Raw genomic sequence first — 14256 nt, 5'->3', positions numbered from 1 at the left:
AAGGCTAATAGTTTTACCATATTTCACGCTAAAACTCATCTGTTAATTTGTAAGAGCATCTGGCATCTCACATGATAAAAAATGATGAAAGATTGCTCACAGAAATGGATTTCAGGTAGAATAAGATCATAAATCTATCGCAGAGGATCGCTTTATGAATAAACGAAATTTCTTTTCCCTATTCGGGTTATTAACAATGGTTTTCATGCTAACAAGCTGTTGGGAGAATAAAGAAGATAATAAAAACGCAATCAGCTTTACTCTCAATCCAATTGAATCTACTAACTATTATGAAAATCCCAAAGAAGTTTATCCATTGGTGATTACATTTAATGGTCCCGCCGCTCCCATCACCTCAGTTAATAAAGAAGTCCAAGAAGGCATTAGCATTGAGCCTGCAATAAAAGGAAAATGGTTTTGGAATACTGATACAATGCTGTCATTTAAACCAGAAAATGATTGGCCTGCTGGTCAGGAATATAAAATTAAAATAGATGAAAAAATCTTAAACCCACAACACACTTATGTAAAAGCTTTAAAAAAACCTTTCACTGTCACAACACCAAGTTTTAGTGCCGACATCACTGAACAATATTTTTACCAAGATCCAAATCAAGCACATATTCGCTATGCTATTGTAGGAGTTTCTTTTTCCCACCCTGTTGATAAAGAAAAATTTGAAAAAGCGATTCAAATTAATTTAGTCCGCCAAAATAATGACGATACTCGCCATGTCATTTCGCCATTAAAATTTAAAGTACGTTACGCGGAAAATGATCTTGTTGCTTGGATTCATTCTGATAGTGTGAGCTTAGCACAAAGTAATAATCAATATATTGAAACTAAAATTAACCAAAATCTGACCGCACTTTTAGGCGGCAATCCATTAGAAGAGAGTTTGGTTGCAAATGTAGAAGTGCCAACTAAATTTAGTCTTGATTATTCGAGTGGTATTATCATTGCACAAAATGAGAAAAATGAAGCCGAACAAATCTTAAATTTAACTTTCACGAAATTGGTTAAAGGCAGTAATATTGCTAAAAATATTGCGGCATTTTTGTTACCAGAAAAAGCACCTAACAATAATTCCCATTGGAATTACAACCAAATTAATCAAGCGCTTTTAAATCAAGCAGAAAAAGTTACATTAAAGCTATTGCCAACTGAAACAGCTTATACTTATACTCAAAATTTCCAGCTTGATATTCCAGAAAAACGTTGTCTCTATCTACAAATTAACCATCATTTCTCTGCTCTAGGGGGATATCAATTTAAAAAACCATTAGGTGAACTTATTTGTGCGCCAGAATATCCAAAACACGTAGGTTTTATTGGCAATGGGTCTATTCTTTCTTCAGTAGGCGAACAAAAACTAACAATCAGCTCTCGCAATTTTAACGAAATAAAATTACAAGTTGGTCGTATCCAAGAAGAACAATTACGCCATCTTGTCTCATTAAATCAAGGTGATTTTCAAAATCCCAATTTAGGTCAATTAAAAATTGATCATATTGCGGACTTTATGACGAAAACTTATACCGTCAATAATCAGTATCCACAAAAAACAAATTATATTGGCATTGATTTAGCACATTTATTTAAAACCAATACGCTATCTGCAGGAATATATTGGTTAAAAGTCAGCGGTGATGATAAAAACATTTCCTCTTCACTACGTGATACTTCACAAAACTACGACTGGCGAAATGATGCGAACAACCAATTTTCTGACTACCGCTTAATTGTACTGACCGATTTAGGAATTATTGCGAAAAAAGCAAACGATGGTTCACAAATGGTTTTTGTGCAATCAATTAGTACTGGAGAAGCGGTAGAAGGCGCATCTGTTTCAGTGATTAGCCGTAATGGTTCAATTATTAAAACAGGTTTTTCTGATGAACAGGGTGTAATTCACTTTGCATCACTCGATCATTTTAAACAAGAGCTCGCTCCAGTGATGTATCTTGTTTCAACAGAAGATCAAATGTCATTCTTACCTATTGATAAATACGATAGAAGCCTTGATTATTCTCGCTTTGATGTAGGTGGCGTTTATACTGAACAAGATATGGCAGGTTTAAAAGCCTACTTATTTAATGATCGTGGGATTTATCGCCCAAATGAAACGGTTCATACAGGTATTATTACTAAATCACAAGACTGGCGAACCACCTTGACGAATGTGCCATTGAAATTTCAAATCATTTCGCCAAGCGGTAGAACAATGTTGAAACAAACTGTTCGCTTAGATAAGAGCGGTCTTAATTCAGTTAATTTTACATTACCAGAAGTTGCAGAAACAGGAGAATGGTTTGCACAATTACTAATTGGTGAACACAACAAACAAAAAGAAATCGGCTCAATGACATTCCAAGTACAGGAATTCCAACCCGATACACTAAAAATTAAAACAACTTTTAATCAATCCGCTGCAGAAGGCTGGATTAACCCTCGCGATCTAATCGCAACAGTAAAACTGACTAACCTTTTTGGCACACCAGCACAAAATCGTCGCGTCAGTGCAGAGTTGACGCTACATCCTGTCTTACCAAAATTCAGTCAATATGAAAATTACCAATTCTTTGATAATCAGCGTAACAAATCAGCTATTTTGTACGAAACAACCTTAAATGAACAGACGACAGATAAAGATGGTCAAGCTACTTTCCCAATTGATTTAAGCCAATATGCTGAAAATACAGCGCAAATGTTATATTTCACTGCAGATGGCTTTGAAAGTAACAGTGGACGCGCTGTTTCAACGGTTAAATCAGTCATGGTTTCAGCACAACCTTGGTTAATTGGTTATCAAAGCAATGTAGATTTAAGCTACTTAAAACGCAATACCCCACAACAAATTCACTTTATTGCGGTGAACCCAACCTTAGAAAAAATAGCCGTTGAAGGATTAAAAGCGACGTTATTTGAACGCCAGTATCTTTCTGTACTGACACAACAGCCTTCTGGCGCCTATAAGTATGAATCGAAATTAGTGGAAAATGAAATTGAACAGCATGACATTCAACTAACTTCAGCTGGCTTAGATTTTGTGCTCAATACTAAAAAAAGTGGCGATTTTGTCCTTGTATTAACCAATGAATATGAACAAGAAGTCAATCGTATTCATTATACAGTGATCGGTAATCAAAATCTGACGGTCGCTATGGACAAAAACACTGAGTTAAAATTACGCCTGAATAAAAAACAATTCCAGCCTAACGACGAAATTGAAATTGCGATTCAAGCACCTTATGCTGGTAGCGGCTTAATTACGATTGAGCGTGATCGTGTTTATGCTCATAAATGGTTCAAAGCTACAACAAATAGTTCTGTACAACGAATTAAGTTACCTGCTAATTTTGAAGGTAATGGTTATATCAATGTACAATTCTCGCGTGATATCAATTCATCTGATATCTTCACTAGTCCTCTGAGTTATGGTGTCGTACCATTTACAGTCAATGTAGATAATCGCCGTTTGAAACTTGAATTAACTAGTCCAAAACAAGTGAAGTCAGGTGAGGTTATTGAATTTAAATTAACCAGTAATAAACCAAGTAAAGCACTTATCTATGCTGTCAATGAGGGGATTTTACAAGTCGCAAATTATAAATTTACTGACCCGTTAAACTATTTCTTCCCGAAACAAGCTTTACAAGTCCAAACATCACAGATTCTAGATTTAATCTTACCTGAGTTCAGTAAAGTAATGCAGTTTGCTAAGACAGGGGGAGATGCAGAAATAGGCATGGAACTTGCGATGAAAATGGCGATGGCTAACACTAACCCATTTAAACGTAAAGCAGATAAACCTGTTGCCTATTGGTCTGGAGTTGTTGATGTAAATGGTGAAACAACTGTCACATACCAAATACCAGAAGAATTTAATGGTAATTTAAAAGTCATGGCAATCGCAGTAAACCATGAGGGCAATCAAATTGGTCATGTAGAAACAGCCACAACAGTACGTAATGATCTCATTCTTTCACCTACTGTTCCATTAACATTAACACCAAATGATCAAGCTGAAATCAGTGTTAATATTGCGAATAACACTAACCGCACTCAACAAGTTAAAATCAAAGTTGATGTTGAACCACAGATACATCTTATTGGTGAAGTTGAAAAAATTGTTGAAGTTACCCCGATGTCAGAAAGTGCGGTCAATTTTATGATTAAAGCAACTGAGCAATTAGGTTCAAGTCAAATTCGCTTTAATGCAACTTACTTAAATGCACAGCAACAACCTCTAGATGTAATGCGTCATGTCACGCTTTCTGTCAGACCTATCATGCCAAAGCAATTTGTTACACAGATTGATAAAGTTGATGCAGGAAAAACTGTAAATACAGCATTACCACTCACACTATTCCCGCAGTATCGTACACAATCTGCGCTCTTTTCACCAACACCATTAGTGTTAGCACAAAGTATTTCGACTTATTTAAGTCAATATGATAATTATTGCACAGAACAAATTATCAGTTCCGCAATACCAACGTTATTATTCTCACAAAATAAGGCTTATCAACCGTTATTGCATAACTTAGCAGTGAATAATCTAGGTAAAACGCAAATCAGCGAACAAACTATCCAGCAATCATTACAAAAAGTCTTGACGCTTTTACCAAATCGTCAACGAGCAGATGGTAGCTATGGTGTATGGAATGACATCGAGCAAGGTGAAATCTTCCTGACGGCTTATGTTGCTCACTTCTTAATTGAAGCCCAAGAGCGTCATATTCCATTACCACAAGCTTGGTTCGGTCAAAATGGTTTATTTAATAATACGATTAGTGCATTAGAATATCAGAGCATTCCACAAGAAGGTGATAGTCTAATTGATTTACGCCAACGCGCTTATTCAGCTTATTTATTAACCCGTTTAGGGCAAGTTCCATCAAATGCCCTATTATCTATTCGAACTATGCTCGAACAACATTTCAATGCTAAAGATTGGCAAAGTGATACCCTATCTGCTTGGTTATCCGCTGCCTACCAATTACTCAAACAAGATGAGGAAGCCCATAAACTGCTTGAAAATGTTATAGCAAAATTAAATAGTGAGCGTGACGTACAATGGTTATACCGCCATTATAGCGATCCTCTGATTCAAGACAGCTCAATGTTATATGTCATTGCACGCCATTTCCCGAAAGAACTTGCAAAAGTATCCGAGAAAGTTTTAACTCGCATAGCACAAGATCTGAATCAGCAACGTTATAATACGCTCTCTTCAGCAATGGTATTATTAGCATTAGATGCTTATGCCCAACAGAATCAAGCGGAATTATCTGCATTACATATTCAGCAAAATGGACAAGATATCAGCCAAAGTAACTCACTTTTCCGTTATGCTGATTTAACAGAAACACAGATGAACTTAGATTTTGTCAATAGCAGTACACAAACAGCATGGTTTGCACTAAGTCAATCGGGCTACCCACAAAAAGCTGATAACAAAGCACTTAGTAATGGCTTAGAAATTTATCGTACTTATACTGATAAAGAGGGGAATGAAGTAAAATCGGTCCAAATTGGAGAGACCATTTATGCCACTATCAAAGTCAGATCGATTGCTGATTATTTAACCGATGTGATTATTACAGACCTTTATCCTGCTGGCTTTGAAGTGATTTGGCAATCGGACGTAGAAGAAGCTTCTGTAGATGCGTGGTATCCACAACATTCCGAAGTACGCGAAGATCGTATTTTAAGCTACGGTAATGTGGAAGGTGAAATGAAGACTTTGAAATACCAACTTAAAGCAGTGAATATTGGCACATTCCAAATTCCTCCTGTTTATGCGGAAAGTATGTACGATCGTACAATCAAAGCTTACTCTGCAAATGAAGGACAAATTAAAGTCACCAAATAACATAAAAAAACTAAAATGCCCATAGGAACAGCACTATGGGCATTTTTATTTCTCTTCTTAAGATGTATAAATAATGCTATTGACTTTGCACTTTTCTAAAAAATGTGCTTAACGTAATTCCAATTCAACACCTTCAAACAATTTTTTCACAGCATCTTTATCACGTAAACGCTCCGCTTTCTCTACAACATCACGAGTCAAATGTGGTGAGAAATATTGCATGAAATCATACATATAAGTACGTAAAAAAGTACTGTGTTTAAATGCAATTTGTACTGCGCTTGGTGCAAATAAATGATCTGCATTTAATGCCAATAAATCCGTATCTGCTTCAGTATGTGCCATTGATGCCATAATTCCAACTCCTAGTCCTAAACGAACATAAGTTTTTATCACATCAGCATCTGTTGCAGTAAACACAATGTTCGGTAGGATACCTGCTCTATTGAAGGCATAATCTAAGTCAGATACGCCCGTAAAACCGAAAGTATAAGTAACTAATGGATATTTACCTAATTCTTCAATCGTTAAATGCTTACATTGTGCAAGTGGATGGTCACGCTTTACGACTATCGAACGGTTCCACATATAGCAAGGCAATAAAACCACATCATCAAACAAATATTGAGCTTCTGTTGTAATCGCTATATCGACTTCACCAGATAGCAACGCATCATAAATTTGATTAGGTGACCCCTGATGAATATGTAAACTCACATCAGGATATTTTTTAGAAAAACGCTCAACGACAGGGGGCAAAAAATATCGTGCTTGCGTATTGGTTGTCGCAATACGTAAAACACCATGATTAGGCTGAGTATATTCATTCGCAACGGCTTTAATACTTTGTGTTTTAACCAGTAATTCACGTGCAATAGCGACAATCTTTTGCCCAGCAGGTGTCAATGATTTAATATGCTTCCCATTACGTTCAAAAATTTCTAAACCAAGTTCATCTTCTAATAAACGGACTTGTTTACTAATACCAGGTTGCGAAGTAAAAAGTGCATTAGCAGCTTCCGTCACATTCAAGTTTTGGTTAACAATTTCAACAATATAACGTAGTTGTTGTATTTTCATACATTCATTCCCCTCACTGCACTTGTTCAGAAGAAAAATTATTTTTTATAACGCTTACTTAACTCTGTATAACGCTTGACAGCCTTACGAATTTGTCCTGTTTTCGCACGACGACGAGGTTTTGTGACGTCAAGTTTCGTTTCCACCTCTGGTGGTAACCCAACTAATTCCCTTAGATAATTTACATTGGTTAAATCCATTTCTTCCCAACCGCCTCGTGGTAATGATTTCATTAATGAAATATTACCATAGCGAGTGCGAATTAAACGGCTGACTTGTACCCCTTGAGATTCCCATAAACGTCGAACTTCGCGATTACGTCCTTCCATCAGAGTAACATCAAACCATTGATTAATACCTACTCCCCCAGCAAATTTAATTTCTTTAAAGTTAGCTGGACCATCTTCTAATTGCACACCTTTTTTTAAACGATGCAGCATAGCATCATCGACTTGCCCAAATACACGTACGGAATATTCTCTTTCTACTTCGCGGCTTGGATGCATTAAACGATTGGCTAATTCTCCATCCGTTGTAAAAAGTAATAAACCTGATGTATTTATATCCAAACGACCTACCGCAATCCAACGTGCTCCCGTTAAACGAGGTAGGCGATCAAATACTGTGGCACGTCCTTCTGGATCATGACGTGTACAAAGTTCACCTTCTGGTTTGTAATACATCAAGACACGGCATACTTCTTTTTGTGCTTGTGTCAAATTTACAATATGTCCATCAATACGTACTTTTATACCAGAATGCACATTAATGCGATCACCTAATGTAGCTATTTTTCCATCAACACTGACTCTTTTTTCAGCAATCATGGTTTCAATTTCACGACGTGATCCCTGCCCAGCTCGAGCTAATACTTTCTGTAACTTCTCACCTTCAACATTGGTTTTAGAAATGACTTTTAAGCTCGATGGATTTTTCGGCGCTCTTTTTTCCTTTTCAAAGTGCGGTCGATTTTGATGAGAATGTGTTTTAGTAGACTTCATGTTTCCTCTAAGTTGTCGCTTTCACAAGCGTCTAGATAAATAAAATAATATGCGTTAAATAAAAGGAGTAATAGTACCACTACCTTCACGCATAATAACGGGGGTATCTTCTGTTAAATCAACTACTGTTGTCGGTTCTTGACCAAGATATCCACCATGAATAATTAAATCCACTTGGTGCTCCAAACGCTCTCTAATCTCTTCTGGATCTGATTGTGTGATATATTCCTCACCAGGTAGCATAAGCGAGCAAGATAAAATAGGTTCACCTAATGCTTTTAATAAATCTAAAGCAATTTGATTATCTGGCACTCGAATACCAATCGTCTTACGCTTTGAAGTCATCAAACGTCTTGGTAATTCTTTTGTAGCTGTTAAAATAAACGTATAACGCCCAGGTGTATTATTTTTAATTAAGCGATAGGCAGTATTATTCACTAACGAATAAGTCGATAGCTCCGATAAATCACTACATACTAGTGTAAAATTATGCCCTTCTGGTAACTGGCGAATGTTTACTATTCTATCCATCGCATGTTTATTACCAATCATACAACCCAGTGCATAACCCGAATCAGTCGGATAAACAATCACGCCACCATCCCGTAAAATACTCACTGCTTGATTGATTAATCTCGCTTGAGGATTTTCTGGGTGAATATAAAAAAATTGACTCATAATCTAAATATTTTTATCAAAAAATAATATTTATTATACACTTTGTTACGCCAATGTAATAACGATTTGAGACAAAATAGTCAAAAGTAAAAAGAAGTCCGCTTTGTTAAAATACAAAATAAACGCAGATATTTCATGAGTTAACTGATAAAAAAATAAACCCACTTTAAAAAGTGGGTTATTAGATCCCAAATAGCCGATTCTGCTCTATCACTTAGTTGGCTATTTAAAGCTGCCTGTAATCATTAGCTTGTTGTAATAATTGGCGGCTTTCTTTAAGAAATAGCTCAGAATAATCACCAAACCATTGTTTTACTTGATTAAAACTATCAATAAACCCTTGTTTATCGCCTTGGCTGAAGAATGCTAAACTTTCTTCATAACTTTGTTTTAAACTTTCAATCACAGCTAAATTTTCAGGTTTATCTAGAATAATATCAGCATATAACGCTGCGTCTTGGGCAAACAAACGCCCAATCATCGCAAGCTCTAAACGATAAATAGGTGAAGATAACGCAAGCAAACTGGAAAGCTGCACAGGTTGCTTAGATAAATGTAAACCGTTAGCAAATGTAGAAAAATGGCGTAATGCTTGAATATAGGTCATACTGTGATCATGTTCAGTCGCTTCCACTGAGTAAAATTTAGCACCCCAAATGTGTATTTGCTCAATTAACCATTGATAACGCTCTTCAAAACGACCATCACAACGAACAATGACTTGCTTCGCCATACTAGCAATATCAGGTCCAAACATCGGGTGTAACCCTAATACGGCTCCTTCATGACAATCTAACATCGCAGCTAATGGTGCACGTTTAACTGAAGTCAAATCAGCTAATAACATATTCTCTGTTAAAAATGGCGTTAAACGCTTGATAGTTTCTACGGTATTCGCAATAGGAACTGATACAATTACAACATCAGCACCTTTTAAAATATCGACCGCACTTTGCCAATCTTCCCGCTCTAATACTTCAACATAGTAACCCGATAACGTAAAATAACGTACAAATAAACTGCCTAATTTCCCTCTACCTCCTACAACGACAATTTTCTTTATTTGTGGATTTACTTTTTTAAAACCAAATTGATTTTCACTTGTATAAGATTCACGCATGACTCGTCGTAACACATCTTCAATCAAATCTGCAGAAACGCCTAATGCCTCCGCTTCTAGTCGACGAGCAGTAAGCATGTCCATTTCACGCTCTGGCACATAAATAGGTAGACCATGTTTGTGTTTTACTTCACCAACTTGTTTCACTAAGTCAAGCCGCTGCGCTAACAGCTGTAATAACTCACGATCCACCTGATCTATTTGTGCTCTTAATTCTTTTAATACATCCACTTCTCTAGCCCTTTATTTTTTCTTTAATGCTGAAGCGATATCGCGTAATAATGTTTCTGTAGTTTCCCAATCAATACAGGCATCTGTGATTGAAACACCATATTTCATTTCGCTTACAGGCTGCTCCGCACTTTGGTTACCTGCGTGCAAATGACTTTCTAACATTAAGCCGATAATAGAACGATTACCCTCTACAATTTGTTGTACTGCATTTTTTGCTACTTTAGGTTGTAAACGATAATCTTTATTAGAATTACCATGGCTACAATCAATCATAATGGCTTGCTCTAATCCAGCTTCTGCCAATGCCTGTTCACATTGTACAATAAATTCAGCTTCATAATTTGGCGTTTTTCCCCCACGTAAAATCACATGACCATCTGGATTTCCTGCTGTATGTAATAAATTTACTTGCCCTTGCTGATTAATCCCAATAAAACTGTGTCCCATTGAAGCGGCTTTCATCGCATTAATTGCCGTCGCGAGACTCCCATCTGTCCCATTTTTAAAACCAACCGCCATAGATAAACCAGAAGACATTTCACGGTGAGTTTGTGATTCCGTCGTTCTAGCGCCAATCGCAGACCAACTAAACAAATCCGCCATATATTGAGGCGTAATTGGATCAAGGGCTTCTGTCGCTAAAGGTAAGCCCATTTCAGCTAACTCCAACAATAATTCTCTCGCAATATGTAAACCATGCTCAACATCAAAAGAACCATCAATTTTAGGATCATTAATTAGCCCTTTCCAACCAACAGTTGTTCTTGGCTTCTCAAAGTAAACCCGCATAACAATATACAGTTGATCTTTGAGATCATTAGACAAGGCTTTTAAACGAGCAGCATATTCTAAGGCTGCGATAGGATCATGAATAGAACAAGGCCCTATAACTACTAACAAACGCGGATCTTTCTTGTGAATGATATTCGCAATATCACGGCGAGATTGCTCTATTTGTGTACGTAATGGCGCTAATAAAGGTAATTTATCCTTAAGTTCACGAGGCGTAATCAGTACTTTCTCACTAACAATATTGACGTTATGGATGCTATCTCTATTCATTTTTATTATCCTTAAAATCTAAGAAGAAATAGATAAATTGTAAACTTTAAAATACACTAAATGTAATAAATAAATTACATTAAAATTTAATAGGATTCAATCACTAAATAAAATTGTTTTTAAATTGTTAATACTCGTCATTATAGCAATTGATAATCTCTTTCAATTACACATTCCAAATGAGAATAGTTTTTGTTAAATTTATCATTATAAATTAATAACTTACAATCAATTTTAATTAAAAATATCTTGCTTATTCTCAATAACAACTATACAATGCCAGCATCACTTAGATTAAATAACAATCTATTATTCATTATTTTTTAACATAGCAAAGGAAAGGAGTGAGTTATGCTAAGTAAAGCAATTACAGACAAGCTAAACGAACAAATTAATTTGGAATTTTATTCTTCTAATGTTTATTTACAAATGAGTGCATGGTGTGCACATCATGGTTATGAAGGCGCTGCGGCATTTCTTTTACGTCACGCAGATGAAGAAATGGAGCATATGCAAAAATTATTCAATTATGTGAGCGAAACAAGTGGTATGCCACTATTAGGTAAAATTGAAGCGCCAAAAAATGATTACAAAACATTAAAAGAAATTTTTGAGATCACGCTAGAGCATGAAAAATTTGTGACCGCCAAAATTAATGAGCTTGTTGAAGTCACTTTCGCAGATAAAGATTACTCAACGTTTAATTTCTTACAATGGTATGTCGCAGAACAGCACGAAGAAGAAATGTTATTTAATAGTATTATTGATAAGTTTAATTTATTAGGTGAAGATGGGCGTTCGCTTTACTTTATTGATCGTGATTTAGCAACATTATAATTTAGGAGAAGAATATGTTATCGCAAAATGTTATTAATTTATTAAATGAGCAAATGAACCTTGAGTTCTATTCTTCTAATTTATATTTGCAAATGAGTGCTTGGTGTGAGCAAAATGGTTTTGATGGTACTGCAAAATTCCTAGCTGCTCATGCAGCAGAAGAAATGCAACATATGCGTAAACTATTTACTTATTTAAATGAAACAGGCGCTTTAGCCATTATTGGTGAAATTGCCGCCCCAGCCCATCAATATTCAAGTTTGAAAGAAATCATAGAAATTACCTATAAACATGAAAAATTAATTACTGAAAAAATTAATACGTTAGTAGGTAAAACATTTGAAGAGAAAGATTATTCAGCATTTAACTTCTTACAATGGTATGTGGCAGAACAACATGAAGAAGAAAAGCTGTTTAGTGGTATTTTAGATAAACTGAATTTACTCGGTGAAGATGGTAAAGGACTTTTCTTAATTGATAAAGATTTAGGCAATTTAGCAATCACTACTAAATAATAATTATCAACTCAACAAAGAAAATCAACATAAAATAATTAAGGTTGAATAGATTTCAACCTTTTTTAATACTTAAACATTAAATCTTATTTTTTATTAAAAAATTATGAATCCCTTGAGCTAATTAAAACAATAAAACCCACTTAAAGTGGGTTTTATTAAAAACAAAGAAAAACTCAACTAATTTATTATAGGCCAAAATTATTCCATTAATTTTCTATAAAAAATCATATGTTAAGTTACTTTGTTATTTCAGCAAAAGAAACACATTATCTAAATAATTTAGATGACATTAGAATTCATAATTGAAACCTACATTATAAGATAAATCCGAGTTATTTAAACTTGAAGAAATACCAGCTTTGGCTGCAATATTTTGATTGAAACGATATCCTGCACCAATAGCAAGTGCATTTTCTGATTTATAACCTCCTAATGCTGCACTTACATTTAACTTACCAACATTATATGGTTGAAATAAGCCTGTTAATGCGGATTGTGCCGCAAAACCGCGACTCATTTCCTTATTTAATCTTTCAAGGCGTGATTTTAAATTATTAATAGCTACATTTGTATTTTTGATACTCAATTTATTATTAGCTATCGCTTGGTTATGCCCCTTAATTTCCTCAGAGTTTTTCTTAATGTTTTCTTTATTCTCTATAGTTTGTTTTTTACTGCTTTCAATTTCTTTTTTATTATTTTCTATAAGACTTGAATTTTCTTTTACAAGATCAGAGAAATTCTTAATTTCACTTTTCTGTATATTAAGATTGTCATTAATAAACTTTAAAGAATAATAAAGACCTTGTTCATCATCATCATTTACAGAATCCTTACGATCTTTTAAAAACTTTAAGGCTTTTTGGTAACCATATGCGTCTAAAAGAGACTCTTTTTGTTCTTTAGTTATTTTACTCAAAATTTTTTCTGCTTCTTTAGCAATTTCTTGGTTCCAAGAGCTACTATTTCTAATTTTATTAATTTCATCAATATTTTCTGATATTATTTTTTCAGCAAGAGATTTTATATCATCTCTATCATAAATTTCATCAGTTTTTTTTTGCAATTTTCCTTCTAAACTAAAAATATTTTTAGCATTATTTTCTATTTTAGATGATAAAGAGTCTGAGGTATTTGCTATAACAACATTACTCACCAAACAAAGTGATACCGCTACTCCGACGGCAATTTTTGATAAATTCATTAAGTTTTCTCCTTGATTACTTATACGACTTATATTTATTCAAATTTCAATCCATTATGCTATTTAATAACCAAGTATCCTACTGGTATATTAAATACGCTTCGAGATTCTATATAATTTGTTTTTTAGCACAAGTCTTTTTTTTATTTTTCATTTCAAATGAGCAAATAAAAAACCAAGTTGGAACAAATAAAAAACTACTGAATATTAAATATTCAATAACAAATCAAAAAATAAACCCAATAATAAAAATTATAATAGATTAATTAAATTATATTTTAGTCATTAATAGGATTTAAAATAATCAATATAAAAATATATTTTAAATTTAATTATGATATAGACTTAATTTTAATCATTAATTACTTTATTTATATATCAATTACACATTAAAAATAGAATTATTAATTCAATTTAGAATAAAACACAATCTACTTTTTATTTTAAATTTATTCAGAATAACGAAAATAGATTATTTTTAATAAAATTCAATCAATAGAAATTGCCTCTAAGTCAAATAATTAGAAAATATCCAACTTTTTCTTGGCATTATTTCATGAGATAGATTATCAAATTTTTACATAAGTGATAAAATAAGAGAGAAATAAACGAACTGGATTCATATCAATCTACGTCTTCAATAT

Annotated in this window: 9 protein-coding genes; 3 read left to right on the top strand and 6 right to left on the bottom strand. The window is 34.2% G+C overall.

Going from position 1 to position 14256, the window contains the following annotated elements:
* Positions 1–154: 154 nt before the first annotated feature.
* On the top strand, positions 155–5878 hold the full coding sequence (locus DYE19_RS03675; protein WP_115322645.1) for an alpha-2-macroglobulin: 5724 nt from the start codon (positions 155–157) through the stop codon (positions 5876–5878).
* A gap of 108 nt (positions 5879–5986) precedes the next feature.
* Here the strand turns inward: DYE19_RS03675 and cysB are convergent, their stop codons facing one another.
* The 5 genes from cysB to DYE19_RS03650 all read right to left on the bottom strand — a co-directional run bounded on the left by cysB (position 5987) and on the right by DYE19_RS03650 (position 11053).
* A complete protein-coding gene (cysB, locus tag DYE19_RS03670) occupies positions 5987–6958 on the bottom strand; it encodes an HTH-type transcriptional regulator CysB (protein WP_049214383.1) in 972 nt (323 codons plus the stop codon).
* A 38-nt stretch (positions 6959–6996) separates the two neighbouring features.
* Complete coding sequence (rluB, locus tag DYE19_RS03665) at positions 6997–7959, bottom strand: 23S rRNA pseudouridine(2605) synthase RluB (RefSeq protein ID WP_115322245.1); 963 nt, start codon at positions 7957–7959, stop codon at positions 6997–6999.
* 54 nt (positions 7960–8013) lie between these two features.
* The gene (locus tag DYE19_RS03660; protein ID WP_049214381.1) at positions 8014–8637 is read right to left on the bottom strand and encodes an L-threonylcarbamoyladenylate synthase; all 624 of its coding nucleotides are present in this window, start codon (positions 8635–8637) and stop codon (positions 8014–8016) included.
* Between the two features lie 226 nt (positions 8638–8863).
* Positions 8864–9988: a bifunctional chorismate mutase/prephenate dehydrogenase gene (gene tyrA / locus DYE19_RS03655; RefSeq protein ID WP_115322644.1), complete on the bottom strand. Its 1125-nt coding sequence runs from the start codon at positions 9986–9988 to the stop codon at positions 8864–8866.
* A gap of 12 nt (positions 9989–10000) precedes the next feature.
* A complete protein-coding gene (locus DYE19_RS03650; RefSeq protein WP_115322643.1) occupies positions 10001–11053 on the bottom strand; it encodes a 3-deoxy-7-phosphoheptulonate synthase in 1053 nt (350 codons plus the stop codon).
* A gap of 351 nt (positions 11054–11404) precedes the next feature.
* On the opposite strand from DYE19_RS03650, the gene ftnA (DYE19_RS03645) reads away from it, so the two are divergent.
* Positions 11405–11890: a non-heme ferritin gene (gene ftnA, locus DYE19_RS03645; RefSeq protein WP_049214378.1), complete on the top strand. Its 486-nt coding sequence runs from the start codon at positions 11405–11407 to the stop codon at positions 11888–11890.
* A 14-nt stretch (positions 11891–11904) separates the two neighbouring features.
* Positions 11905–12405: a non-heme ferritin gene (gene ftnA / locus DYE19_RS03640; protein WP_049214377.1), complete on the top strand. Its 501-nt coding sequence runs from the start codon at positions 11905–11907 to the stop codon at positions 12403–12405.
* Positions 12406–12697: 292 nt separating this feature from the next.
* On the opposite strand, the gene DYE19_RS03635 is transcribed toward ftnA (DYE19_RS03640), so the two are convergent.
* Positions 12698–13612, bottom strand: coding sequence for a YadA C-terminal domain-containing protein (locus DYE19_RS03635; protein WP_255313083.1), 915 nt, complete (start codon positions 13610–13612; stop codon positions 12698–12700).
* Between the last annotated feature and the right edge of the window lie 644 nt (positions 13613–14256).

This window comes from Pasteurella canis (assembly GCF_900454865.1).
In the GTDB taxonomy this organism is placed as follows: domain Bacteria; phylum Pseudomonadota; class Gammaproteobacteria; order Enterobacterales; family Pasteurellaceae; genus Pasteurella; species Pasteurella canis.
Note: the sequence above shows the minus strand (reverse complement) of the source record. Positions and strands in the feature narration are given on the sequence as shown.